General features: G+C 40.4%; 26 protein-coding genes. 13 read left to right on the forward strand and 13 right to left on the reverse strand.

The features are described from left to right. Window positions 1-7 precede the first annotated feature (7 nt). Together J2Y37_RS04430 and J2Y37_RS04435 are read right to left on the reverse strand one after the other, a co-directional pair. Window positions 8-388: a VOC family protein gene (locus J2Y37_RS04430; RefSeq protein ID WP_349032001.1), complete on the reverse strand. Its 381-nt coding sequence runs from the start codon at window positions 386-388 to the stop codon at window positions 8-10. 15 nt (window positions 389-403) lie between these two features. Beyond that, a complete protein-coding gene (locus tag J2Y37_RS04435; RefSeq protein ID WP_349032002.1) occupies window positions 404-787 on the reverse strand; it encodes a helix-turn-helix domain-containing protein in 384 nt (127 codons plus the stop codon). A 117-nt stretch (window positions 788-904) separates the two neighbouring features. Between J2Y37_RS04435 and J2Y37_RS04440 the strand changes: the two genes are divergently transcribed. Continuing rightward, the gene (locus J2Y37_RS04440; RefSeq protein WP_349032003.1) at window positions 905-1,462 is read left to right on the forward strand and encodes a flavodoxin family protein; all 558 of its coding nucleotides are present in this window, start codon (window positions 905-907) and stop codon (window positions 1,460-1,462) included. A 56-nt stretch (window positions 1,463-1,518) separates the two neighbouring features. Here J2Y37_RS04440 and J2Y37_RS04445 read toward each other — a convergent pair whose 3' ends face one another. The 6 genes from J2Y37_RS04445 to rpoD form a co-directional block, all read right to left on the reverse strand. Next, a complete protein-coding gene (locus tag J2Y37_RS04445; RefSeq protein ID WP_004669233.1) occupies window positions 1,519-2,916 on the reverse strand; it encodes an APC family permease in 1,398 nt (465 codons plus the stop codon). Between the two features lie 316 nt (window positions 2,917-3,232). Then, complete coding sequence (locus tag J2Y37_RS04450; RefSeq protein ID WP_349032004.1) at window positions 3,233-4,417, reverse strand: iron-containing alcohol dehydrogenase; 1,185 nt, start codon at window positions 4,415-4,417, stop codon at window positions 3,233-3,235. Window position 4,418: 1 nt separating this feature from the next. Next, entirely contained in the window at window positions 4,419-4,952 is a 534-nt protein-coding gene (locus J2Y37_RS04455) for a hypothetical protein (protein ID WP_004669229.1), read from the reverse strand. An 81-nt stretch (window positions 4,953-5,033) separates the two neighbouring features. Next, window positions 5,034-5,690 carry a lipoyl(octanoyl) transferase LipB gene (lipB, locus tag J2Y37_RS04460; RefSeq protein WP_349032005.1) on the reverse strand — a complete coding sequence of 219 codons (657 nt, stop codon included), beginning with the start codon at window positions 5,688-5,690 and terminating at the stop codon, window positions 5,034-5,036. A 185-nt stretch (window positions 5,691-5,875) separates the two neighbouring features. Continuing rightward, window positions 5,876-6,163, reverse strand: coding sequence for a DUF493 domain-containing protein (locus J2Y37_RS04465; protein ID WP_004669225.1), 288 nt, complete (start codon window positions 6,161-6,163; stop codon window positions 5,876-5,878). Window positions 6,164-6,317: 154 nt separating this feature from the next. Further along, complete coding sequence (rpoD, locus tag J2Y37_RS04470; RefSeq protein WP_004669224.1) at window positions 6,318-8,195, reverse strand: RNA polymerase sigma factor RpoD; 1,878 nt, start codon at window positions 8,193-8,195, stop codon at window positions 6,318-6,320. Window positions 8,196-8,541: 346 nt separating this feature from the next. On the opposite strand from rpoD, the gene J2Y37_RS04475 reads away from it, so the two are divergent. Both J2Y37_RS04475 and J2Y37_RS04480 read left to right on the forward strand, forming a co-directional pair. Then, window positions 8,542-8,748 carry a hypothetical protein gene (locus J2Y37_RS04475; RefSeq protein WP_004669223.1) on the forward strand — a complete coding sequence of 69 codons (207 nt, stop codon included), beginning with the start codon at window positions 8,542-8,544 and terminating at the stop codon, window positions 8,746-8,748. A 71-nt stretch (window positions 8,749-8,819) separates the two neighbouring features. Next, window positions 8,820-9,347 carry a YecA family protein gene (locus J2Y37_RS04480; RefSeq protein ID WP_121928591.1) on the forward strand — a complete coding sequence of 176 codons (528 nt, stop codon included), beginning with the start codon at window positions 8,820-8,822 and terminating at the stop codon, window positions 9,345-9,347. Window positions 9,348-9,474: 127 nt separating this feature from the next. Here J2Y37_RS04480 and J2Y37_RS04485 read toward each other — a convergent pair whose 3' ends face one another. Next, window positions 9,475-10,080, reverse strand: coding sequence for a LysE family translocator (locus J2Y37_RS04485; RefSeq protein WP_349032006.1), 606 nt, complete (start codon window positions 10,078-10,080; stop codon window positions 9,475-9,477). Window positions 10,081-10,182: 102 nt separating this feature from the next. Between J2Y37_RS04485 and J2Y37_RS04490 the strand changes: the two genes are divergently transcribed. Next, window positions 10,183-11,058 (forward strand): LysR family transcriptional regulator, encoded by an 876-nt coding sequence (locus J2Y37_RS04490; RefSeq protein ID WP_349032007.1) that lies wholly within the window; start codon window positions 10,183-10,185, stop codon window positions 11,056-11,058. A gap of 78 nt (window positions 11,059-11,136) precedes the next feature. On the opposite strand, the gene tmpT is transcribed toward J2Y37_RS04490, so the two are convergent. The 3 genes from tmpT to J2Y37_RS04505 form a co-directional block, all read right to left on the reverse strand. After that, window positions 11,137-11,781 (reverse strand): thiopurine S-methyltransferase, encoded by a 645-nt coding sequence (gene tmpT, locus J2Y37_RS04495; protein ID WP_349032008.1) that lies wholly within the window; start codon window positions 11,779-11,781, stop codon window positions 11,137-11,139. A gap of 26 nt (window positions 11,782-11,807) precedes the next feature. Then, window positions 11,808-12,353 carry a DedA family protein gene (locus J2Y37_RS04500; RefSeq protein WP_349032009.1) on the reverse strand — a complete coding sequence of 182 codons (546 nt, stop codon included), beginning with the start codon at window positions 12,351-12,353 and terminating at the stop codon, window positions 11,808-11,810. A gap of 209 nt (window positions 12,354-12,562) precedes the next feature. Beyond that, a complete protein-coding gene (locus J2Y37_RS04505) occupies window positions 12,563-13,495 on the reverse strand; it encodes a rhodanese-related sulfurtransferase (RefSeq protein WP_004669211.1) in 933 nt (310 codons plus the stop codon). A gap of 110 nt (window positions 13,496-13,605) precedes the next feature. Here J2Y37_RS04505 and J2Y37_RS04510 point away from each other — a divergent pair, with 110 nt between their 5' ends. Then, window positions 13,606-14,094, forward strand: a complete 489-nt coding sequence (locus tag J2Y37_RS04510; RefSeq protein WP_349032010.1) for a DUF1289 domain-containing protein — start codon at window positions 13,606-13,608, stop codon at window positions 14,092-14,094. Between the two features lie 85 nt (window positions 14,095-14,179). On the opposite strand, the gene gltA is transcribed toward J2Y37_RS04510, so the two are convergent. Next, window positions 14,180-15,454: a citrate synthase gene (gene gltA, locus J2Y37_RS04515; protein ID WP_004669207.1), complete on the reverse strand. Its 1,275-nt coding sequence runs from the start codon at window positions 15,452-15,454 to the stop codon at window positions 14,180-14,182. Between the two features lie 911 nt (window positions 15,455-16,365). Here gltA and sdhC point away from each other — a divergent pair. From sdhC to J2Y37_RS04555, 8 genes are all read left to right on the forward strand, one after another. Continuing rightward, on the forward strand, window positions 16,366-16,758 hold the full coding sequence (gene sdhC / locus J2Y37_RS04520; protein WP_004669205.1) for a succinate dehydrogenase, cytochrome b556 subunit: 393 nt from the start codon (window positions 16,366-16,368) through the stop codon (window positions 16,756-16,758). Next, window positions 16,758-17,123: a succinate dehydrogenase, hydrophobic membrane anchor protein gene (gene sdhD, locus J2Y37_RS04525; protein ID WP_004669203.1), complete on the forward strand. Its 366-nt coding sequence runs from the start codon at window positions 16,758-16,760 to the stop codon at window positions 17,121-17,123. The genes sdhC and sdhD overlap by 1 nt, the downstream gene beginning before the upstream one ends. 12 nt (window positions 17,124-17,135) lie before the next feature. Next, a complete protein-coding gene (sdhA, locus tag J2Y37_RS04530) occupies window positions 17,136-19,028 on the forward strand; it encodes a succinate dehydrogenase flavoprotein subunit (RefSeq protein ID WP_277602762.1) in 1,893 nt (630 codons plus the stop codon). A 14-nt stretch (window positions 19,029-19,042) separates the two neighbouring features. Then, window positions 19,043-19,753 carry a succinate dehydrogenase iron-sulfur subunit gene (locus tag J2Y37_RS04535; protein WP_004669199.1) on the forward strand — a complete coding sequence of 237 codons (711 nt, stop codon included), beginning with the start codon at window positions 19,043-19,045 and terminating at the stop codon, window positions 19,751-19,753. A 734-nt stretch (window positions 19,754-20,487) separates the two neighbouring features. Beyond that, window positions 20,488-23,328, forward strand: coding sequence for a 2-oxoglutarate dehydrogenase E1 component (locus tag J2Y37_RS04540; RefSeq protein WP_005195561.1), 2,841 nt, complete (start codon window positions 20,488-20,490; stop codon window positions 23,326-23,328). Continuing rightward, a complete protein-coding gene (gene odhB / locus J2Y37_RS04545; protein WP_004669195.1) occupies window positions 23,328-24,521 on the forward strand; it encodes a 2-oxoglutarate dehydrogenase complex dihydrolipoyllysine-residue succinyltransferase in 1,194 nt (397 codons plus the stop codon). Before J2Y37_RS04540 ends, odhB begins: the two co-directional genes overlap by 1 nt. Window positions 24,522-24,618: 97 nt before the next feature. Then, window positions 24,619-26,052 (forward strand): dihydrolipoyl dehydrogenase, encoded by a 1,434-nt coding sequence (gene lpdA / locus J2Y37_RS04550; protein ID WP_121928580.1) that lies wholly within the window; start codon window positions 24,619-24,621, stop codon window positions 26,050-26,052. 136 nt (window positions 26,053-26,188) lie between these two features. Further along, window positions 26,189-26,648 (forward strand): ATP-grasp domain-containing protein (locus tag J2Y37_RS04555; RefSeq protein WP_349032011.1); only part of this gene is annotated, 460 nt, incomplete at its 3' end.

The following is a 26,648-nucleotide window of genomic DNA, read 5'->3' on the forward strand; positions in this document are numbered from 1 at the left end:
TAGGGCTTTATATATCACCATACGTGCTGGCTACAACTAATGTATATCCATTTGGGTCTTTAAACCAAACCTCTCGATGATGCGCATTAGTATTGTATTGAGGACCTTCTAAAACTTCGACTTGATGAGTTCGTAATCTTTCGACCAGCTCATCAAATTGAGCGCTTTCAAACCATAATAAAACACCGTTTCCGATCGGTAACTCTGGACTCCCAAGATGAGGGTGTTCGTGTGCTTGCCATTGGTGCAGTTGTAACACCATGCGCTTTTCAAACATTAACTGTTCATATTCTTTGCCGCCATGTCCACTGTCTAGGCCTAGTATGGTTTGATACCACTGACTGGTTTTTTCTACATCGACAACAGCAATTAAAGGTTGTGGATACATGTAAACCTCTCGATATTATTCAGTTGGTTCTGCTTGTATTTCATCAAAACGTTGTTGAGCCAGTATGATTTCTTCAATATTTTGCTCTGCCCAATCTTTGAGTTGATACGCCATTTTTGCGATCTCTAAGCCCAATGACGTTAATGAATAATCGACACGAATAGGAGAGGTGTTTTGTACTTTTCGCTCAATAAAACCATCTCGCTCAAGCATTTTCAATTTCTGAGAAAGCACCTTAGGTGAAATGCCTTGAATGCTTTTTTTCAATAAATTAAAGTGCTGTGTTTCCTGCTCAAGTTTGTTCAATATCAATAAAACCCATTTATCAGCAATTTTTTCAAAAAATAATCGAGCAGGGCAATGTTGTTGATAAATATTATATTTTAAGCTTTTGATCATACTGATTACCTTTGATTTTCCGATTGAATATACCCAGTTACCAAATGGTAACTAATTGATATCTAGTTTCTAAAATATATCATTAAATCGAACTTTTTAAAAATTCTAGGTGATCTCATGACAAAAATCGCGGTTGTTTATTACTCAGGCTATGGTCATACCAAAGTTATTGCAGAAACGTTTGCTCACGCTATACAAGCTTCTTTGATTGAAATTGATCAAAATGGAGGTATTACAGAACAAGATTGGCAAACACTAAATGACGCACAAGGCATAGTTTTCGGTACGCCTACCTATATGGGTGCTGCACCATGGCAGTTTAAAAAGTTTGCTGATGCATCTTCAAAAATTTGGTTTACACGAGGCTGGCAAGATAAGGTGTTTGCTGGCTTTACCAACAGTGCAAGCTTAAATGGTGATAAGCAAGTGACGTTAATTCAACTACAAACCTTGGCTTCACAGCACGGTGGTATTTGGGTGAGCCTAGGCTTACTTCCTGCCAATACTAAGGCAGCAAAACGTGAAGATATCAATAACTTGGGTGGCTCAGTTGGTTTGTTAGTACAGTCGCCATCAGATGCGAGTATTGATGAAATTCCAGCAGGGGATTTAGAAACGGCAAAACACTATGCCCAACGTGTAAAAACGATTGTAGATCGTCTTAGTACAGCTTAAAAGAAAAGGTGCAGTTTGAAAACTGCACCTTTTTAAATGAGTCAGATAGCGACTAATTAGTGTTTATCGTCAAACTCATTATATTGTGGCGCATTGTACTTAAAGCCTTTGGTTTTATAACCGAGGTAAAGCACACCAAACATCGCCCACCATAAGCCATATTTCAGTGCTGTTTCTTCAATCTCGAGCCATAAGGCAAAGATACTGATAAAACCACATAATGGCACGACCACATAGTAGATGATGTCCTTTATATTCTTGGTTCGACCATCACGTAGTGCATAACGTGAGATTACCGACAAGTTTACAAAAGTAAATGCTGTTAAAGCACCAAAGCTGATTAATGAAATCACGGTATCGAGTTTCATAAAGCCTGCAGACAACGCCACGATACCTACGATCACGATGTTGTATGAAGGTGTAAAACTTTTTGGACTGATGTGACCAAAAATCTTTTTGTTAATGATGCCATCACGACCCATCACATACATCAAGCGAGAGACGCCTGCATGGGCAGAAATTCCTGAAGCCATGACCGTTACAATTGCAAAGGCCAATACATACGATTGGAATAATGAACCACCCACCAACAGTAAAATCTCAGGTTGGGTTTCAGCAATATCTTTAAAGTAACTGCTTGGGTTACCCGGAAAATAAAGCTGAATGAAATACGTGCTGATAATGAAGATTACGCCTGCAAATAAAGCAGTTAAGAAAATTGCTTTAGGCAGAGTCTTCTCAGTATCTTTGGTTTCCTCAGCAAGTGAACTCAATGAGTCAAAGCCGGTAAATGAGAAGCAGAGCAGGGTTGCACCAGTGACTAACGCACCAACTGAGGTGAGCTCATTCCAGAATGGTTCTAAACTCCAGAGTTGGTATTGGGTTTCGGCAGTGATCGGACCATCCGCGTTTACACCCATCTGCAATTTGCTGTAAACCAAGTAGGTAAATGTACCGATAACAATTAACTGTACCAGTACGATCCAACTATTAAAGTTTGCAACGAAACGCACACCGCGTAAGTTAACGCCCGTCATAAAGGCGGTCAATAGAATCACCCAAACCCAATGATTCACACTTGGGAATAGTGCAGTAAGATAAATTCCTGCAAGGATGATATTGACCATTGGTGACAGTAGATAGTCTAACCAAGACGACCAGCCCACCATAAAACCGACATTCGGATGAATCGATTTTTGAGCATAGGTATAGGCTGAACCAGACGATGGATAGCGTCTAATCATATGTCCATAGCTAATCGATGTCAGCAAAATGGCAACCAGTGCGAAGATATAAGAGGTTGGAACGTGGTGATTACTTGCTTCCGATACTAGACCGAAAGTATCAAATAACGTCATTGGTTGAATATATGCCAAACCAATAATGATGACGTGCCACAGACCTAATGTTTTTTGCAGTTTAGCTGCTGATTGAGTCCCAGAGATGTTTGTCAACGGCGTTACCCTCGTTATCGTTGATCAAGGATCAGCTATGGTTTAAGGATCATTCGAGACGAAAATGATCCCCCCTACAGAAAAAAAAGCGAAGTGCGCCAATCTATCCTAAATTGGCATAAATTGTCAGCCCTTTTATGCTTTTTTAGCAATTTTTTTGCCAATTGGGGAGAAAAGTAGATGAATTATGGGTTCACTTGAAATACAAAAAACCCTGAGTACCATTCTTGCGGAGTCATGCTCCTTGTGCTTTGGTTGCACTGCAAGGTTAGGGTATCAGGGTTTTGAGCAATAATTATTTATTTAAATAATTGAATTACCATGCTTTTTGTAAAATATCGAGAAGTTCTTTGAGGTTGGCTTCTTTTGGATTGTAAATGATAGAACCATCATTCAAAGCCTTTTCTGCCACTTCATTGAGTTGTGCTTCAGTAATTTTACCTGTTTCACGTAATGTACGTGGGAGTTTGGTCAAGCTATATAAACGATCACGCATGGTCAAAATTGTCGCAATTGCTTTATCTGCACGTTGGTTTGCTGGCGTTTGCGAATAGATGTCTGCACCCGCAAGTGGCAATAATAACTCACCAATTTTCTGACCATTCACTTCTTTGTTGTATTCCAACACATATGGCAAGAATAAACTCATGCATAGACCATGAGGCAGGTGAGCAACAGCACCTAAAGCATGACCGAGTGAATGCACTAAACCAACCATTGAGTTAGAGAATGCAATACCTGCCATGGTTGACGCTTGCGCTAGTTCTAAACGACCTTGGGCATCACTTGGATTGTCTAAAACTTTAAATAGGTTTTCGCTAATCTTTTTGATACCCGCACTTGCATAAGCATCACTTAATGGATTTGCAGCTAAACAAGTATAGGCTTCAACACAGTGAGTAAGCGCATCCATACCTGTCATCGCAGTAAGATGAGGAGGTAGCGTCATGGTCATGCGTGGATCAAGAATCGCAGCGTGTGGCATCAGGTAATATGATGCAAAAGCCAGTTTTACATTACGTTGCGTATCGGATACCACAGCCACCATGGTTGCTTCTGAACCAGTACCTGATGTAGTCGGAATAACAAAGAATGGTTTTAATGGTTTTGGTAGGTTATGCGCACCTGAGTACTGGAGTAGGTCATCGCCGCCCTCAGATACTAAGATGTTAGTTGCTTTAGAGGTATCAATGACCGAACCACCACCAATCGCAATAATCGCATCACAGTTTTGCTTACGGTAAAGTTCAGCCGCTAAACGTACAACTTCTAAGCTTGAATCTGGTGGAACATCATCAAAGATTGCACCGATGACGGCATCTGTGGTGCTAAAAGCAGCTTCAATTGGGCTAAGCAAACCATTTGCACGCACGCCTTTGTCGGTAATGATGAGCGGGCGTTTAGAGCCTAAAGTCGCGAGTTCAAATGGGATATGCTCTAACGCAGCGTTACCAGCAATGACTTTTACAGGACAGAAAAATTCGTAATAAGGCTTAGCCATGTTAAGCGCTCCGTTTGAAATATGATTTAGCGACTTTGAGATAAATGTTTTTTGCACCTGTGAATTTTTCTTTTAATGTCAATTCAGCTGGGTAGCGTTTTACTGCAAGTGAAGCGACCAATTTAGGCAAGATCAACGCTTCCATTTTATTTAAGCAACGTACTAGACGAATTGCACTGGATACATCGCCATCAGCAATCATACGATCATTGGCAAAGGCTTGAGCTGTACTTTCCTGAAAAGAGAAAACCAAGAAAGCATGGGTCAAATGTTTAAAGGTAATGGTTAAATCAGGCTTGCCTTTGTAATTAGATAAAAGCTCTAATGTTTTATCTTCTGTCACTCGTGCAACAAATGCAGGTCCATTTGGAAACACATTCATTGAAAGTATAAAATGAACAGGAAACTTTGACACTTCCTCGTGTACTTCATCATCCACTTGACTTGCCATGACTAAACCGCGACCCACGACATCCATCATGAGTTTGACGTAGGCAAGTTGCAAAGTGGGCTTCACTGCTTTGGTTGAAATCACTTGCGTATCCCTTGTTAAAATTATGCAAAAGCAAATTTAGAGTATTTACTCTAATTTATTTTTTTGAAATTGAAAAGTAGTTTATTCAGATTTGACTGAGAGGTCACGAAAGAAATCTGTATTCTGTAAATAACAAATAAAATCCTGACTGACTTGCTCAAAGCTTGGGTAATTCTTCAGCAAGTCTTGTAAGCGTACCATTTCTAAACCTGCGTATCCACAAGGATTAATGGTCTGAAAACCCGCAAGGTTACAATCAATATTGAGCGCTAAACCATGATAACTCCGACCACGGCGAATTTTAAAACCAAGTGAACCGATTTTACGGTCATCGACGTAAACGCCAGGAGCATCGGACTTGGCATAGGCTGTAATTTGGTATTGTTGAAGTATATCGATCATGGCTTGTTCAGTAAAACTGACCAAGCTGCGCACGTTCCATTTCAAGCGATTTAAATCAAAGAGGAAATAAGCCACCAGTTGTCCTTGGCCATGCCATGTGATTTGCCCACCACGATCAGTCTGAACGATCGGGAGATCACTTTGCATCAGGATATGTTCAGCTTTGCCTGCTTGTCCTTGAGTCAGTACATCTTGGTGTTGTAATAACCAAACCTCATCAGGTGTATGTTCATCCCGAGTCTCGGTAAAGTTTTTCATGGCTTCAAAGCGATCTGTGTAGTCTTGTAGATCATTGAAGCAACGAATGATTAAAGAGGGCTTATGATCAACGCTCATTACAACCTTATTTCCTTTGGTTATTCAACTTGAATATTCAACTCACGAGATTGATATTGATGATGCAATTATTTCGAAGTTATAAACAGAGAACCGTTAAAACGCTGTGCCATGATCTAAGTTTTTACGTATTTTTCCCGTTTAAAAGAAAAATCCAAAACACTTTCGTATTTTGGATTTCTTCATTAAAGCGCTGTCTTAATTAAAGGACAAGCGGCAAGATCCGCGTATAAGGCATGAACTTGTTCCAACTCTTCAAAACGCAATTGCGCTGTTAAAGAATGGTATTTGCCTGTACGTGAAGGCTGAACTTTTACTGTTTCGCCATCAAATTCAGGGAAGTGCTTCTGCAAAATATCAACAACAGCCACTCGAAGTTCATCCCCTGCATTACCAATCAATTTGATCGGATAGTCCATCGGGAAAACCCAAAGATGTTCTTGCAATTCACGAGAAGGAGTGCGGTCTAACATGAGCAACCTCTTTTAATTTGAAACGCCTGCATCAGCGCAGGCGTTTTTGATCTAATAGATAAATGGGGATGAAGTGCTTAACTTCAAGTCCTGCACGATCACCTTGTAGCGTATGCTTCTCAAGCTTTGATCGTAGCGCAAAACTTCCCAAATATTAGTCGTTTTCCAAGAATGAACGTAAGTGTTCCGAGCGAGAAGGGTGGCGAAGTTTACGCAAAGCCTTTGCTTCAATTTGACGAATACGCTCACGTGTTACATCAAACTGTTTGCCCACTTCTTCTAAAGTATGATCGGTTGGCATATCGATACCAAAACGCATCTTCAATACCTTAGCTTCACGTTCAGTTAAGTTTTCAAGTACTTCGCGCGTTGCTTCTTTTAGACCTTCTGAAGTGGCTGCATCAATTGGAGAAGTGATGTTGCCATCTTCAATGAAGTCACCAAGATGCGAATCTTCATCATCACCGATCGGTGTTTCCATCGAAATCGGTTCTTTTGCGATTTTTAGTACTTTACGAACTTTAACTTCGTCCATTTCCAAACGTTCGCCCAATTCTTCAGGTGTAGGCTCACGCCCCATTTCCTGAAGTAGCTGACGAGAAACACGATTGATCTTGTTGATGGTTTCAATCATGTGTACTGGAATACGAATGGTACGTGCCTGATCCGCAATCGAACGCGTGATCGCTTGACGAATCCACCAAGTTGCATAGGTCGAGAATTTATAACCGCGACGATATTCAAACTTATCTACGGCTTTCATTAAGCCGATGTTACCTTCTTGAATAAGATCGAGGAATTGCAGACCACGGTTGGTATATTTTTTCGCAATCGAAATAACCAAACGTAAGTTTGCTTCAACCATTTCTTTCTTAGCGCGACGAGCTTTCGCTTCACCAACAGCCATACGTTTAGAAATATCTTTAATATCCTTAACGTTTAACTCAAGCTCTTTCTCGATATCGGCAATCTTTTGTTGGAAAGCCAATACATCAGGGCGAACTTTTTCTAAATGTCCTTTGATCTCAGCAGGTGCCTTCGCGATTTGCTCATCTAACCATGCTGGGTTAGATTCTTGCTCAGGGAACGAAGTGCGGAACTGGTGACGATCCATACGACCACGACGTACTGCATAGCGCATGATTTCACGTTCATTGGTACGGATTTGTTCATGTGTACCACGAATCATTTCAGAAATGATGTCAAATAGACGCGGGGTAAATTTGAACATCATAAAGACAGTTGCGAGTGACTCGAGCGCAACTTTTGCTTCTTCGCTATTGCGACCATGCTCTGCGATAACTGTCTTTGTTTCGTTCCAAGCTCTTTCTAATTCAGTGAAACGCGCTTTAGCGATTTCTGGATCTGGACCTGAGTCAGCTTCAGAATCATCATCGCTTTCAGATTCTTCTTCGTCATCATCGTCTAGCTTAACTTCTTTGGTTGTTTTTACAGAATCAGTTTCTTCTACAAGTTCTGCTTCTTCAATGACTTCAGGGATTTCTTCGTCAGATTCTGGGTCTAAATAACCAGACAGAATATCGGCAAGACGACGTTCACCTGTTAAATAATCATTATATTCTTGTAATACCACTTCGACTGCGTTTGGCCAGTATGCGATAGAATGTAAAACATCACGTATACCTTCTTCGATACGTTTTGCAATACTAATCTCGCCTTCACGAGTAAGCAGTTCAACTGTACCCATTTCACGCATATACATACGCACAGGGTCAGTCGTACGACCAGGTTCGCTTTCAACCGACGCTAATACAGCAGCAGCTTCTTCTTCAGCAACTTCATCTGTTGTTTCAGTAGATTCACCAAACATGGTGTCATCGGTTTCTGGCGCACGTTCATGCACAGGAATACCGACATCTTGAAGCATTTGAATAATGTCTTCAATTTGCTCACTTTCTGTAATTGAGTCTGGGAGATGATCGTTAACCTCAGCGTAAGTTAAGTAACCTTGTTCTTTGCCTCGGCTAATCAGAGCCGCTACTTGTGAAGTAGGGGAATGCATATCGCTCATCTTTGCTTACTCTTTGTTGAATCTGTGGCGGTGAAAAACCGTGCATGATAGCACAATTCACTGGGAATGTTTTGGATTTGATCCGTTTGCTTTAAATAAAAAATATGTTTGATTTTAAGGTCGTGTGTTGAATATGGGGTTAAGCAATAATTTTTCAAGACTTAAATTCCTAAAAGCGTTTTTTATTGGTAATGTCCTTAGACTATAAATACACAAAAAAACCGCCGAAAAAAAGTACAAAACATCATTTTATAGCGAAAAAATCAAATAAAACTTGACACGGAAATCTAAGACAGATAAATAGCGGCTAGACCCATTTATATTTTTGCATTACGAGGTAGTGTTAGTGTCTTCTACAGATTTTGAATTAGATGATGATAACTACGGTGAGGACGATGCTGGTTTTGATGAGTCGTCAAGTAAACTCACCGCTAAAGAATCATTAGAAAAGCGCCGTTTAATTGATGATCTACTGGCTCAGCGCCGTTTGGAACGAGAATTAAAAGATTTTGACTATGATTTCGACGACGATGATCTTGATGACGAAGACTAAGCAAAATTGCTGAGACTTTATGTCCTAAAATGTTATGCTGTTGTGGATGATTTTTTAGAATTGGATAGAGAATGAGCACGTTAGATTTAGACTTATTGAGTAATTATCTTGACGGTGATCAAAACGAATACGGTCTAGATTTTGCTGCGACTCATGGCTTTTTGTGCGCGATTGCGGTCGGCCCAAAATTTGATCGTTGGTTAGATGAGTTATTCGACAGCAATCAAAAGAAAGTTCCAACTGAAGTGATTGAGCAAATCAAACTTTGGTTGGAGGCGCTTCGCCAAAATTTAGCCAATGAAGATGGAATCGAATTTCCATTTGAAATCGAAGAAGCAGATGTAGAATCGAGCTTGGGTGATTGGAGCGTTGGTTTTGTTGATGCGATGTTCTTAAATGAAGATGCTTGGTTTGTACCTGAGTTCGAAGAGCAGTTGATTGATTTAACTTTGCCGATCATGGTGTTTAGTGGAATTGATGAAGAAGATCCACAAATGGAATCTTTCCGTCGTAATGGACAGTTAATGGATGAGTTAGCTGAAGAGATTCCAGATAACTTGAATGAAATTTATTTAATGTACCACACGCCAGCTAAATAAGTCTCAACGATCTAAGTTTAGTCGCTTACGATCTGTGTAAAAGATTAAAACGTCCCTAGAGGACGTTTTTTTTCAACTATTGCAAGTAAAGATAGAGTGATCATTGAGTGGATTGCTCTATTCAGCACTATAAATTTGCAAACAATAAACTCAGACCTAAAGCACTGAGTACAACACCAATGATACGATTGATTGCTACTTGTTTGGCGAATATTTTATTTCTAATCATTTGGGTAGAGCAAAAGACAGCAATTAAACAAAACCAGAGTAAATGGCTGCCAGATATAAAAATGCCATAAGCAAAAAGTCTGCTTATATTATTTTCTGAGGTCATGATTTGCGAGAAGATACTGATCACAAATAAAGTGGTTTTAGGATTAAAACTATTGGTTAAAAAGCCATGTTTGAATGCTTGTCTGCTAGTTATATCTGTACTGTTTTGATCAAAAACAACGGGTGCTTGAGTGAACGTTTTATAGCCAATATAGACCAAATAAGCTGCACCAATGTATTGAATAATATAAATTAGGTTTGGAAGGTATTGTTGCAGAAACGTTAATCCAATTAAGCTGTAACTGATATGGACCCAAACACCACAAGCGATTCCATAGGCAGTCCAGATTCCAGATTTTCGACCGTAGAGATAACTATTCCGCGTGACTAAGGCAAAGTCTGCACCGGGACTCATAACGGCAAATATCGTGACCACAGTTATCGCTATTAGCTCATTCACTCATCTATTCCTGAAATATTGATTCTAAGTATCTTTATATTTTTCATATATTTGTTATATTGAAAATCGAAATTAATTCTTATTCATATATGAGTTTTTGGAATGATAGAGCGGTTATCCTTGAATTCACTTAAGTTTTTTTATTATGTGGCGCGTTATGAGAGTATGACGATTGCTGCGGAAAAGCTATTTGTGACTCAAGGAGCGGTCAGTAAGCAGCTTAAAAATTTGGAAGATAGCTTAGGTTTTAGCTTATTTATCCGTGAAGCTAGAAAGTTACGCTTAACCAGTGAAGGCGAGGTGTTGTTCGATTGCTGCCAGCAAGTTTTTCAGCACATTGATCAGTGTTTGATGCAGTTGCAAAATAAGACCAAAGCACAAAGAAATTTAGTCCTTTCGTGTGAGCCAACTCTTGCAATGAAATGGTTGATTCCACGGTTGGCGCAATTTAAACAGCTTTACCCTGAGTTTGAGGTCAGCCTTTTCACGGGTGGTGGAGCGGTCAATTTTAAGGATCAAAATATAGACTTAGCCCTTAGGCGTGATGACTTTGATTGGGGGAAAGCGATTTATAGTGAAAAAATTGCAGATGAATATATGTTGTGTGTCGCTGCAAAAAATAATTCACAACATGCTAAGCAGATGTTTATTTCCACATCAAGACCAAGACTATGGCAACACTTTAAAGAGACTCACAAAGGGCAGTATCGGGAATTTAAGAAATCTACACTTGAGCATTTTTATTTATGTATTGAAGCATGTTTGGCTGGATTAGGGGCTACTGTTGTATCTGCGTATATGGTTGAAAGGGAAATAAAATATCAGATGCTGGAACTGCTTCATCCTGTATATCAGGATGGTTCTTCTTATTTTTTATTGTCGGCTCAGCCGTTTGAAGATGATATGCGTAAGGTACTGTTTCGAGACTGGTTAAGTGCTGAGATGAGGGCAAGTCAACTTGGGTTTGGTTTGAGCTGAACTACATGATGATTAGGGTAGATCAAAAGCATTGATCGCTAAAGAGACTAATCAATGCTTTTGTAGTCGACATAAAGTTTAATCATTCGTCGAATGTTTGTTTAGACACCAAGCATGTTCATATGCGGTGAGTTTGCCTTTTAGATTTTCTGTATTTGATGCTAATAATTTAATATCGTAATAACTTGCATAATGTGCTGCTAGTTCATATTCAGGAACAGAAAAGGGTGGTCCTGCTAATAGGTTTTGATCGTAGTCTAAGCTGATAAGTAATTGTGGTGCTTGGTTTGTGATTTTTAAAAGATGTTGCGTATATGATGTGCGTATTTGATCTGGTAGTGCGATCAGCGCTGCTCGATCATAAATTGCATCAATCTTACCGATTTGCGCTGCTGTTAACTCAAAGAAATCACCGACAAAGAGGTCAATCTGAGTATGCTGAAAATGAGTCAAGTGACCTATTTGGGCTTCTTGAAAAGAGAGCCTTAAGTTTAAAATTAGATCTTGAATCGCAATTGGACTTAGATCTATTGCTATCACATGATAGTCTTGTTCAATGAGCCAGTTTATATCTAAGCTTTTTCCGCAAAGTGGAACAAAAATGCGTGCATTTTTAGCAAGATTTAGGCTGGTTAAATATTGTGTCAGTAGCGTATGGGGCTGATTTTGATGAAAACCGATGTTATTGGTTTGCCATTTGTTATGCCAAAAATCATGTTGCATTTTTAAGTCTCAATCTTTATTTAGAATTATCTTTTTGACAAATAAAATTTCTTTGCCAATCGCCACAAAATATAACAGACAGCAATGGTTAAAATGATATAACCTACGCGTTGTATGACTACGGTCATTAATGCCTGATTTTCACTAAAATAATAACCGATACATGCAAGAAAACAGGTCCAAATTACGGTTCCAGCAGCGCTATACGTCATGAATTTACCAAAAGGCATCTTGCTCATTCCCGCAGGAATACTAATCAGCGAGCGAACTGCTGGAATCATTCGACCAAAAAAGACAACACGGTGCCCGTGCTTTTCAAACCAAGTTAAAGATTTTTCCAAGTCAGTTGTGCTTATTCTTAAATATTTCCCATAACGTGCAATAAAATGGAATAAGTGTTGCTGTGGAATCTTTCGACCAACCCAGTACAACAGCATTGCGGCTAACAGTGAGCCTGCACTTCCTGCAATAATCACACCGATCAAACTCAGGTCACCTTTCGCAGCTGTGTAGCCCGCTGAGGTCATAATCACTTCTGAAGGTATAGGTGGAAAAACATTATCGAGAAACATGAGAAACGTGATACCTAGATAACCTAGTTTCTCCATGATGGATAAGACCCAATCTTCTAGTCCCATAGTGCCTTTGAATATTGTTTATGAATTTAAAGCAGCTTAATTGTGATTCGATGAACGCTCAATAAGGTATTGGTTAAATGTTTTAACAAAACGAAAAAGCCTTAGTAGAAACTAAGGCTTTTGAAATTCGGGTGTATACACGCTTATAGGCGTTTGCGTTTTGCAGCAGTAATTTGTGATTGACGCATACGGAAGCCTGCTTTTTGTTTGTCCGTTGTTTTATCAATGCAGTAAGCACAGGAAACACCATGTTCATAGCTTGATAACTCTGATTCGGCTTTAGTCAGAGGCCAACCACATGCATGACATTTGATGTTTTCACCTTCTTCAACACCGTGCGTCACCGCAGTGCGACCATCAAAGACAAAGCATTCACCTTCCCAAAGACTTTCTTCGGCAGGCGTTTCTTCAAGGTATTTTAGAATACCGCCTTTCAGATGGTAAACCTCGTTAAACCCTTCTTGTAAGAGTAGCGAGGTTGATTTCTCACAACGAATACCACCTGTACAGAACATCGCAATTTTTTTGTCTTTATGCTGCTCAAGGTTTTGTTTTACATAGTCTGGAAATTCACGGAAAGATTCAGTTTTAGGATCAACTGCACCCTTAAATGTACCTGCTTTATATTCGTAGTCATTGCGTGTATCAATCAAGATCACATCATCACGCGCAATCAGTTCGTTCCATTCTTTTGGATCAAGATAGTGACCTACTAAATCGCGTGGCTTAACTTCGACACCTAAAGTCACAATTTCATTTTTAAGTTTGATTTTCATTTTACGGAATGGTTTGTCAGAGCTATGAGACTCTTTGTATTCCATTGACGTAAAACCTTCATCCAGTAAAAAACGATGAATTGTATCAATTGCTGCACGATCACCTGCAACTGTGCCATTAATTCCTTCTGAAGCTACAATCAGAGTTCCACACAAATTGATACGATTCACTAAGTCTAAAAGACGTTGTTGCAGATCAGCTGCATCTGAAACTTCTTTAAATTGATATAGTGCCGCAACAACCCAATTTGTGGTCGCTTGCTGTTCTACAGGTGCAAGCTGTTCTACAGTAGCGTTCATGGATAACTCCAAATGTATTAAGATAGGAAAATTAAGGCGCACATTTTAGCGCGAAATCTGAAAATAAGCGAGAAAACCATAAAATTAATATGGTTTTATAGGAGTTGGTTTTGAGTAGTGATCGTCGAATTCCATCATTGACTCCATGTGCAGGGCGTTGTTCAACGGTATTTGGTGATCTAGTGTGTCGTGGTTGTCGCCGTTTTAATCATGAAGTCATTCAATGGAATACATATAACCCAGAACAACGATTGGCAGTGTGGCGGCGCTTAGATGCGCAGCTAGACCAAATCTTGGTTCCGTTGTTGCCCAATGCGGATTTTCAGCATGTTGAAGGTTTTATTCATAGTCGGCATATTCGCATACTGGACACTGCGAGCGCAGGGCGTAAGCTTTATCACGCGCTAAAGCTTTGTGAAAAAAATAAACAACTTGCCCATGATAGTGGTTTGGGTGTGACTGATAAGCAAGTAAAGCCGATCTGGGATGAGTTTGAGCGCCGTGTATTGGCTTTGGCCAAGGCGAGTTATGAATTGGCATGGTTACGGGCAAATGGTATTAGTCATAACTTGATGCGTTTATTGGAAGATGATGATTGATGTGTTGAATACGTATGCTCTTTTGATTTTCAAATAAAAAAAGCTGCCATATGGCAGCTTTTTAAACATTAACTTTGTTTTAAAATTAACGTTTGATATCGCGTTGAGTCTCGCCAGTATAAAGCTGACGTGGGCGACCGATTTTGTACGGAGATGCGTGCATTTCTAACCAGTGGCTGATCCAGCCAACGGTACGACCAAGTGCAAAAATAACAGTGAACATATCAGTTGGGATACCGATTGCTTTTAAGATAATGCCTGAGTAGAAATCGACATTTGGATAAAGCTTACGTTCAACGAAGTACGGGTCGTTCAGTGCAATTTTCTCAAGTTCCATTGCAAGAGCAAGCTGAGGATCATTGATACCAAGTGCTTCAAGAACTTCGTCACACGTTTGTTTCATGACTTTTGCACGTGGATCAAAGTTTTTATACACACGGTGACCGAAGCCCATGAGTTTAACTTCTTTGCGTTTCACTTTTTCCATGAATTCAGCAACGTTTTCTACGCTACCGATTTCATCTAACATGCGAAGTACAGCTTCGTTTGCGCCGCCGTGAGCAGGTCCCCAAAGTGCAGAAATCCCTGAAGAGATACATGCGTAAGGGTTAGCACCTGTAGAACCAGCGAGACGTACTGTCGATGTAGACGCATTTTGCTCATGGTCAGCATGAAGCGTGAAGATACGATCCATTGCTTTAGCAAGAACAGGATTTACTTTGTAATCACGGTCAGCAGGTGTTGCAAACATCATGTGTAAGAAGTTTTCTGCATAACCTAAATCATTACGTGGGTAAATGAATGGTTGACCTACTGTGTACTTGTAGCTCCAAGCTGCAAGAGTAGGGATTTTTGCAATTAAACGAATTGCTGTAATTTCGCGGTGGTTAACATCTTCAATATCTAAAGCGTTGTGATAGAACGCAGATAAAGCACCAACAACACCAACCATGATCGCCATAGGGTGAGCATCACGACGGAAACCATTAAAGAAACGGCTAACTTGATCGTGAACCATCGTATGGTTGCGCACTTTAGCGTCAAATTCTGCTTTTTGTTCAGCAGTTGGAAGCTCACCATTTAACAATAAGTAGCAAGTTTCTAAGTAGTCTGCTTGAGTCGCTAATTGATCAATTGGATAGCCACGGTGTAATAACACACCTTTGTCACCATCAATGAATGTGATCTTAGATTCGCAAGCAGCTGTCGCCATAAAACCAGGATCGAAAGTAAAGTGACCAGATGCCAATACATCTTTAACGTCAATTACATCTGGGCCCAATGTGCCGCTGTAAATTGGTAATTCAATTTCTTTGCCATCAAGCTGTAATACGGCTTTTTTGCCAGTTGCTGCAGACATTCAATAGATCTCCTGTCCTGGTGAATGATTATCTGACTCGAAATCCTAATCTTGTCATGTGCGAATCAGACGGTGTCAAAATTTGCTATAAGATTAGTGGCTACTAAAATTTTGTCAATTATACTTAGGGATAAAAAATGACGTTGCTACAGTCAATTAGTCATTCAGTATCAAAGGAAAAACTGAGTAAAATCACAGCACCGGTCGAGTATAATATGTCAAATCATGTTTCAGGTGCATAAAAAAAATGAAGCATCAGTACAATTGTAAGTAAATTTTTATTTCGGCAATATTTTGGTGCTTATAAAATAAAGACTTAGAATAATTTAAAATCCTATATACCTCATGGCTTAGAGCTGAATAGTCATTGAAAAAATACTGGAAATGTGTATTCATTTTGGAATAATTGATTCATTGTGGTGCGCTTGTTTGTATAAAAAAAACTCACTTCTTTTTTGTATGAGATCGCAAGGAATAGATTATTGATTATTCATATTTAATATATAAATGGGGGGTATTATTTTTGACAATATTCATAACGGTGTGATTTGCACTGAATTTACGCTAAAAACGTGTATTTTTTATGAAATAAACAAGAAAAAATCAATGGAGGTGAAAAATATTTATAAATAATCCCTTGCTATTTTTATCTTTAAAAAACATGTGGATATCTTATTTTTATTTGGTGATTTATCATTGTTATTGTCGTTGCACTCGTGAATGATTCTTATTTAATGGGTTTTTAGACTAAAGCGAAATCTGATTGTTTGTATTTTGATATTTCACGTCTTATAATTCGGTGTCGTTATATATAGGTTAGGCATGTGCTGTTCTTGCCTGACAATGCCAGCTTTCCTTTGAATTAATTCAAACAAACTCCAGTTGGAGTTTCTACCTACAGGATGCCCGCTGTGAAAAGCAACAGACCTGTCAATTTGTCCATGGGTCAAGTGTTAGCGGTAAATTTACGCTCACCCGTGGCTATTGCATCAATTCTACACCGTCTATCAGGTGTAATCGTTTTCTTACTCGTCGCAGTTCTTTTATGGATTTTGGATAAATCTTTATCTTCACCAGAAGGATTTGACTACGTTAAAAATGTCGTTTTCGGAAATATCTGTGTACGTTTTATCGTATGGGTATTTGTAGCCGGCCTAATTTTCCACTTCATCGCAGGGATCAAGCATTTGCTTGCTGATGTCGGTTTTGCTGAAGAGTTACAAAGTGGTCGTATTGCAGCTACAGTTTCATTAATCTTGTCTGCGGTTTGTATTGTCGCAGCCTTCGTATGGATTATGTTCTGATGAAAAGTGCTACAGGTTTAACAGGTTCAGGTTCTCGCGATTGGTACATCCAGCGTGTTAGTGCTGTGGTGTTGGCTGCTTATACTGTTGTTATTTTTGGTTGGATCCTTTGCAATAGCGGATTCGGTTATGAACAGTGGGCTGGCTTTATGTTGACTTTGCCAATGAAGATTTTTTCTTTATTAGCAGTGTTATCACTGGTTGCACACGCTTGGATTGGTATGTGGCAAGTCTTTACTGATTATGTAACGACTCGTCAAATGGGTCCTTCGGCTTCAGGTTTACGCCTTGTGCTCACTACTGCTGTGATTATTTCAGTATTCGTGTACGCAATCTGGGGTATCCAGATTTTCTGGGCAAATTGATAGGAAGAGATCATGGCAACTACCCCTAAAGAAAATTATTCAAACATCCAAACCCTATCATTTGACGCAGTTATCGTTGGTGGTGGTGGTTCTGGTATGCGTGCTGCTTACCAACTTGCTCAAGCTGGTTTAAAAGTTGCGGTATTGACCAAAGTATTCCCAACACGTTCGCATACGGTTGCTGCTCAAGGTGGTATTGGTGCGTCGTTAGGTAATATGCAGGAAGATAACTGGCACTATCACTTTTATGACACGGTTAAAGGTTCTGACTGGTTAGGTGATCAGGACGCAATCGAGTTTATGACGCGTGAAGCACCGAAAGTTGTTTATGAGCTTGAACACTTAGGTATGCCTTTTGACCGTAATGAAGATGGTACGATCTACCAGCGTCCATTTGGTGGTCACTCTGCAAATTACGGTGAAAAAGCTGTTCCACGTGCTTGTGCTGCTGCTGACCGTACTGGTCATGCATTGCTTCATACTTTGTATCAAAGCAACGTGAAAATGGGGACTCAGTTTTACGTTGAATGGATTGCATTAGATTTAATCCGTAACGAAGCAGGCGACGTACTTGGTGTGACAGCGATTGACCAAGAAACAGGTAATATTGCTGTGTTCCAAGCCAAAGCAACATTATTTGCTACTGGTGGTGCAGGTCGTGTTTACCGCGCATCTACCAATGCTTATATCAATACTGGTGACGGTCTTGGTATGGCGGCGCGTGCAGGTATTCCATTACAAGATATGGAATTCTGGCAGTTCCACCCAACAGGTGTTGCGGGCGCGGGCGTATTGTTGACTGAAGGTTGTCGTGGTGAAGGTGGTATCCTTCGTAACAAAGACGGCGAACCATTTATGGAACGTTATGCTCCGACTTTAAAAGATTTGGCACCACGTGACTTCGTATCACGTTCTATGGACCAAGAAATTAAAGAAGGTCGTGGCTGTGGTCCTAAAGCGGATTATATCTTATTGGATATGACGCATTTGGGTGCTGAGACGATTATGAAGCGTCTACCATCTGTATTTGAGATTGGTAAGAAGTTTGCAAACGTTGACTGTACTAAAGAGCCAATTCCTGTTGTGCCAACAATCCATTATCAAATGGGTGGTATTCCTACCAATATTCATGGTCAAGTGGTTGTACCGCATGGCGTGGAAGAAGGTGAGTTTTCTGCACATTATGATAAAGATTCGAAAGAATATACCTATAAAGGTACGCGTGATTATGTAAAACCTGTTAAAGGCTTTTACGCAATTGGCGAATGTTCTTGTGTGTCTGTACATGGTGCAAACCGTTTAGGTACGAACTCATTGCTTGATCTTGTTGTGTTTGGTAAAGCAGCGGGTGAACATATCATTGACTATGTGACTAAACATCATGGCGATGACTATGCTCCACTTCCAACAGATGTATTGGAAAATACATTGGCGCGTGTGCGTAAATTGGATGAATCTGCTACGGGTGAAAATGCACAAGAAGTTGCAGATGTTATTCGTGACATCGTACAAGACCATGCTGGTGTATTCCGTACTCAAGCGTTGCTTGACAAAGGCGTGAAAGAAATTCTTGCGATTGAATCACGTGTGCGTAACATTCATTTAAAAGACAAATCTAAAGTGTTTAACACAGCGCGTGTTGAAGCATTAGAAGTTGAAAATTTATATGAAGTTGCAAAAGCAACCTTGATTTCTGCTGCTGCTCGTAAAGAGTGTCGTGGTGCGCATACCGTTGTTGATTATGAATTAGCACCTGATCACCCGACTTATTCTTATGGTCGTCGTGATGATGAGTGGATGAAACATACGTTATGGTATTCAGCAGACAATCGTCTTGAATATAAGCCAGTACGTTTCCAGCCATTGACGGTTGAAGCAATTGAACCTAAGCCACGTACATTCTAATTGGGAGAACAAAGATGAGTAGAGGCACTCGTACATTCGAAATCTACCGCTATGATCCTGATAAGGATAAAGCGCCGTACATGCAAACTTATAAACTTGAGTTAACCGATAAGCACCGTATGTTGCTTGATGCGTTACTTGCGTTGAAAGTGCAGGATGAGACATTAACATTCCGCCGTTCATGCCGTGAAGGTATTTGTGGTTCGGATGGTGTGAACATCAATGGTAAAAATGGTTTGGCTTGTTTGTGGAACCTGAACGACTTACCAGAGAAGATTGTGATTCGTCCTTTACCTGGTTTGCCAGTCGTAAAAGACTTGGTCGTAGATATGAACCAATTCTATGACCAATATAACAAGATTCACCCATTCTTGATCAATGATCAACCTGCGCCAGCTAAAGAGCGTTTACAGTCTCAGTCAGAGCGTGAACATTTAGATGGTTTGTATGAATGTATTCTTTGTGCATGTTGTTCAACAGCATGCCCATCATTCTGGTGGAACCCTGATAAGTTCCTTGGACCATCAGCTTTGTTAAATGCATATCGTTTTATCATTGACTCTCGTGATACAGCGACACAAGAACGTTTGGCTCGTTTAGATGATCCATTCAGCTTGTTCCGTTGTAAGGGAATCATGAACTGTGTATCGGTATGTCCTAAAGGACTAAACCCGACGAAGGCAATTGGTCACATTCGTAATATGTTGTTAGATCAAGCGGGTTAATTTCGTTTTCTAACGCAAAAACGGAAGTTTCGAAAGGAGCTTCCGTTTTTTATTTATTGAAGTTTCACTTCTAAAAATTGCAGGTGAATAAGTCCCTGAGTGTGTTAATTAGACATATAAGTCATATTGTTAAGCTTAATAATAAAAATGGATATGTGATGATGTGGCTTATTTTTAAACACTATGCGTGATGTTTGTGCAAGAATTGTAGCGTTTGTTGAACTTTGGTCGATAAAAGCGCAACTTTTATAAAAAGGGCGGTATATTAGAGCATAATTTGATGTATGTATTTCGCTGCTTTATGGATGGTATGTGTCAAAAAAATCAATCCCCGCTTGATAACATGTTAGCATTTCTGCCACAGCTAAAAGCAAAAAATAAGTTTATTCTTAGAGGTGTCTTCGGCTGATATCTCAAGCTTTTATTTTGGCTTTTTTTTACTTTTTTACTGGGGAAGTCATTTTAGAAAAGTTAAAGTTTGATTTAATTTTTCTAAAATGATTTGCAAAAAATTGCTCGATTTCATCGAGTATAAGAATGAGTTATGTGCTTTGAATTGAAAGTGCATAGCTCATTTATTACATCAAAGGAAATATTCCGGATGTGTAGTAATGATGTCTCAAGGTCGTAAGATCTTGGGCTGTAGTGTCTTGTTACCAATTTGACATTATGAATCATGGGTGCGCTTAAAAGGCAACCCGTAATATTTTTTGCAATAGGAAATGGGTCCAAAAATGCAAGAAGTTGCTGACGCGCTGCGTCTTGACACTGAACTTTCTGCTGATAGTGCAGCGTATATTGAAGATCTTTACGAGCTGTACCTATCATCTCCAACCTTAGTCTCTGAGGATTGGCGTGAATATTTTGATAAATATCCTAAAGGTGATCAGCCACACGGTAATGTGCGTGAACAGTTCCTTTTATTAGGACGTAATGCCAATCGTGTGCAACCTATGGTACAAAGTACTGTTAGTACAGAGCACGAGCGTCGTCAAATTGGTGTTTTACAACTCATCGCTGCGTACCGTAACCGTGGTCATCAAAAAGCTAAACTTGATCCATTAGGTCTTGCGAAACGCGAAGAAGTTCCTGACCTTGATTTATCTGAACATAATTTAACTAAATCTGATCTAGATACTGTATTTAATACAGGCAATCTTGCAATTGGAAAAGCAGAAGCAACATTGTCAGAAATGATTGAGGCAATGGAAGCAACTTACTGCGGTTCAATTGGTGCAGAGTATATGCATATTGTTGACACCAAAGAAAAACGTTGGATTCAACAACGTTTGGAAAGTGTTCGCGGTAAATTCCAGTTAAATGCAGAGCAGAAAAAAGCTGTACTTGAGCGCTTAACGGCAGCTGAAGGCTTGGAAAAATATCTTGGCAACAAATTCGTTGGCGCAAAGCGTTTTGGTGTGGAAGGCGGTGAGTCTTTTATTCCAATGGTCAACGAGCTGATTCAACGTGCAGGTGCAGTTGGTTGTAAAGAAGTTGTGATTGGTATGCCACACCGTGGTCGTCTCAACTTGCTTGTCAATATTATGGGTAAAAACCCAGCTGACCTTTTTGGTGAGTTTGAAGGTAAAAGCATTCATAAGAAAGGCTCTGGTGATGTGAAGTATCATCAAGGTTTCTCATCTAATGTTATGACCCCAGGTGGCGAAGTTCACCTAGCTTTAGCATTTAACCCATCCCATTTAGAAATCGTTGGTCCAGTGGTTGAAGGATCTGTACGTGCACGTCAAGTTCGTCGTAAAGATATCGGCGGTGATGACGTACTTCCATTGATTGTTCACGGTGATGCTGCATTTGCAGGTCAAGGTGTGAACATGGAAACCTTCCAAATGTCACAAACGCGTGGCTATACGGTTGGTGGTACGGTTCATATCGTGGTCAATAACCAAGTCGGTTTTACCACTTCAGATCCACGTGACACACGCTCTACAGAATACTGTACCGATGTAGCAAAAATGATTCAGGCACCTATTTTCCATGTTAATGGTGATGATCCTGAAGCCGTTATTTTTGCGACGCAAATTGCACATGATTTCCGTCATGAATTCCGTAAAGACGTGATTTTGGACTTATTCTGCTACCGTCGTCGTGGTCATAACGAGGCAGATGAGCCATCTGGTACTCAACCATTGATGTATCAAGTCATTAATAAAAAAGCGACAACACGTACTTTATACGCAGATCAATTGGTACAAGAGAAAGTGCTTGATCGTTCGACTGCTGATCAAATGGTAGAGGATTATCGCGCTGATTTAGAGGCTGGTAATCACGTTGCCAATGCATTAGTACGTGAACCAAATAAACACATGTTTGTCGATTGGACGCCGTATCTAGGTCACGAATATACAGATGTTTGGGATACAACTTTTAATATCGATCGTTTGAAAGAACTTGGTAAAAAGATGAATACATTACCAGAAGGTTTTGTGTTGCAACGCCAAGTGCAAAAAGTGATTGATGACCGTGTGAAAATGCAAGCCGGCGAAATGCCACTCAACTGGGGTGCTGCTGAAACTTTAGCTTATGCAACACTTTTGGATGACGGTTTCCTTGTGCGTATTACGGGTGAAGACGTAGGTCGTGGAACGTTCTCTCATCGTCATGCAAAATTACACAACCAAGTTGATGGTTCTGTATATATTCCTCTTTGTCACATCAAAGAAAATCAGCCTCGTACAGCGGTATATGATTCTTTATTGTCTGAAGAAGCTGTACTTGCATTTGAATATGGTTATTCAACCACTTTGCCAAAGAGTTTGATCGTTTGGGAAGCACAATTTGGTGATTTCGTTAACTGTGCACAAGTGGTGATTGACCAATTTATCGCTTCGGGTGAGACCAAATGGGAACGTGTATGCGGTCTTACCATGTTGTTACCTCATGGTTATGAAGGTCAAGGCCCTGAGCATTCATCTGCACGTTTAGAGCGTTTCTTACAGCTATGTGCTGAAGAAAATATGCAGGTGATGACACCAACGACTCCAGCGCAAATCTTCCATGCGTTACGTCGTCAAGCGGTTCGTCCTATTCGTAAGCCTTTGATCGTGATGTCACCGAAATCTTTATTACGTCACAAACTTGCGACTTCAACTTTAGATGAATTAGCAAATGGTGCATTCCAAACTGTGATCGATGAAGTGGATCAAATCAACAAAGCTGAAGTGACTCGCTTAGTGCTTTGTGGTGGTAAGGTTTATTACGATTTACTCGAAAAACGTCGTGAGCTTGGTTTAAACAATACTGCGATCGTTCGTATTGAACAATTGTATCCTTACCCAGAGCAGCGCTTAGCTGAAGTCATGGCTACATATCCAAACATTGAAGATCTTGTTTGGGCACAAGAAGAACCGAAGAACCAAGGCGCTTGGTTGTTCATCGTTCCTCGTTTATATGAAGACATGCTTAAATCTGGTAAACAAATTCGTATTAGCTATGCTGGTCGTGAAGCATCTGCCGCACCTGCCTGTGGCTCACCGTACTTGCATGCAAAACAACAAGCTCAGCTCGTCAATGACGCACTTGCAATTGAAGCTGAACAATCAGGAGATTCTCAATAATGGCAACCGAAATTAAAGCACCGGTATTCCCAGAGTCAGTTGCTGACGGTACGATCGCAACTTGGCACAAGAAAGTAGGTGAACCTGTATCACGTGATGAAGTGATCTGTGACATTGAAACCGATAAAGTTGTTTTAGAAGTGGTTGCTCCAGCTGACGGTAGTTTGGTTGCAATCATCAAAGACGAAGGCGAAACAGTACTTTCTGACGAAGTGATTGCACAGTTTGAAGCTGGTGCTGTTTCTGCGGCTGCTCCTGAAGCTGCTGCACCAGCGGCTGAAGCTCCTGCTGCATCTGCGCCAGCGGCTGCATCAACTCAAGCAGTTGATCAAAACCAAGCGCCTGCGGTTCGTAAAGCATTATCTGAAACAGGTATCAATGCTGCTGATGTACAAGGTACAGGCCGTGGTGGTCGCATCACTAAAGAAGATGTTGCTGGTCATCAAGCTAAACCTGCTGCATCAGTTCAACCATTAAGCGTTGCTGTAGGCGAGCGTATCGAAAAACGTGTTCCAATGACGCGTTTACGTAAGCGTGTTGCTGAGCGTTTATTGGCTGCAACACAACAAACTGCAATGTTAACGACATTCAACGAAGTTAACATGAAGCCAATCATGGAAATGCGTAAGCAATATAAAGATGCTTTCGAGAAGCGTCATGGTGCTCGTTTAGGCTTTATGTCATTCTTTGTTAAAGCGGCGACTGAAGCATTAAAACGCTACCCAGCGGTGAATGGTTCTATTGATGGTGATGATATCGTTTATCACGGTTTCTATGACATCGGTGTTGCTGTATCGAGTGAACGTGGCTTAGTTGTTCCTGTACTTCGTGATACTGACCGTATGAACTATGCAGAAGTTGAAAACGGTATCCGTGACTACGCTTATAAAGCACGTGACGGTAAATTAGGTATCGAAGACATGACTGGTGGTACGTTCACGATCACCAATGGTGGTACTTTCGGTTCATTGCTTTCAACGCCGATTTTGAATACGCCGCAAACAGCTATTTTGGGTATGCATAAGATCCAAGAGCGTCCAATGGCGGTAAATGGTCAAGTTGAAATCTTACCAATGATGTATTTAGCACTCTCTTATGACCACCGTTTAATCGATGGTAAAGAAGCTGTAGGTTTCTTGGTAACAATCAAAGAGTTGTTAGAAGAGCCAGCTAAACTCATTCTCGATCTTTAATACATTAATTATAAATCTCCCCTAATCCCTCTTTAGTAAAGAGGGGGAAGTCTCCCTTTGAAAAAGGGGGATTTAGGGGGATTAATCGGAGATAAAAATGTCTCAACAGTTTGATCTTGTTGTTATTGGCGGTGGACCTGGTGGTTATGAAGCAGCGATCCGTGCTGCACAACTGGGTTTTAAAGTTGCTTGTATCGAAAAACGTATTCACAACGGTAAGCCATCTCTAGGTGGTACGTGTTTAAACGTGGGTTGTATCCCTTCTAAAGCATTACTTGATTCTTCTCACCGTTATGAAGCAACGATTCATGAACTTGCTGAACACGGTATTAGCACAGGCGAAGTTAAATTTGATTTAGATACTTTGCTTGCTCGTAAAGACAAAGTTGTAGAACAATTGACAGGTGGTGTTGCTCAATTACTGAAAGGTAATGGTATCGAGTGGTTACAAGGTACGGGTAAATTACTTGCTGGTAAAAAAGTAGAATTTACGCCTTTCGAGGGTGATGTACAGGTTTTAGAGCCTAAGTACGTGATTCTCGCGACGGGTTCTGTGCCAGTAAATATTCCTGTAGCACCTGTTGATGAAGACTTAATCGTTGACTCAACTGGCGCATTAAAATTCCCAGAAGTTCCAAAGCGTCTGGGTGTGATTGGTGCAGGTGTGATCGGTTTAGAACTTGGTTCTGTATGGCGTCGCTTAGGTGCAGAAGTTGTTGTATTTGAAGCAATGGATACTTTCTTGCCGATGGCGGACAAAGCATTAGCGAAGGAATATCAAAAAATCTTGAAAAAACAAGATTTAGATATTCGTATCGGTGCAAAAGTATCTGGCACAGAAATTAACGGTCGCGAAGTAACCGTTAAGTATAACCAAGCTGGCGAAGACAAAGAGCAAGTGTTTGACAAGCTGATCGTTTGTGTAGGCCGTAAAGCGTATGCAGAAGGTTTGTTGGCAGAAGACTCTGGTATTAAATTGACTGAACGTGGTTTGGTTGATGTCAATGATCAATGTCTAACATCTGTTGAAGGCGTTTACGCAATTGGTGACTTAGTTCGTGGTCCAATGCTTGCACATAAAGCAATGGAAGAGGGCGTAATGGCTGTTGAGCGTATTCACGGTCATGCTGCTCAAGTGAACTATGACACTATCATCAGTGTTATTTACACGCATCCAGAAGCAGCTTGGGTTGGTCTAACTGAAGAACAAGCTAAAGAAAAAGGTCATGAAGTTAAAGCAGGTCAATTCCCGTTTGCGGTGAATGGTCGTGCACTGGCTGCTGGTGATACTGCTGGTTTTGTTAAATTCGTTGCTGATGCCAAAACAGATCGCCTGTTAGGTATGCACGTTGTTGGTCCAAATGCATCTGATATCGTACATCAAGGTATGATCGCACTTGAATTTGTATCTTCAGTTGAAGATTTACAATTGATGACTTTTGGTCACCCAACATTCTCTGAAGTTGTACATGAAGCAGCGCTTGCTGTTGATGGTCGTGCAATCCACGCGATTCAACGTAAGCGTAAATAAATTAAAAGTGTGGTTCGCCACACTTTTTTTGAATGATGATGATCGCTTTTATAAGGTGATCATTTACTCAATATGTAGCAGTCTAGTTTTAAGTACATCTAGGCTGTATCACACAAACAACATAGTAGGTAACTAAATGAACTTACATGAGTATCAAGCTAAAGCGTTATTGAAAGAATATGGTATGCCAGTACAAGAAGGTATCTTGGCAACCAATGCAGACGAAGCAGTTGCTGCATTTGAACAGCTTGGTGGTAAATTCGCAGTAATGAAAGCGCAAGTTCATGCTGGTGGCCGTGGTAAGGCTGGTGGTGTTAAAGTTGCAAAATCTAAAGAAGATGTTATTGAATTCGCTAACAACATCATTGGTACTCGTTTAGTAACGTATCAAACAGATGCAAATGGTCAACCAGTTAACAGCATTATCGTTGCTGAAGACGTTTACCCAGTTGAGCGTGAGCTTTATTTGGGCGCGGTTGTAGACCGTTCTAGCCGTCGTATTACTTTCATGGCTTCTACCGAAGGTGGTGTAGAAATCGAGAAAGTTGCAGAAGAAACGCCTGAAAAAATTATCAGAGTGGTAGTGGACGCACTCG

It is taken from the genome of Acinetobacter sp. 3657, from assembly GCF_031456775.1.
In the GTDB taxonomy this organism is placed as follows: domain Bacteria; phylum Pseudomonadota; class Gammaproteobacteria; order Pseudomonadales; family Moraxellaceae; genus Acinetobacter.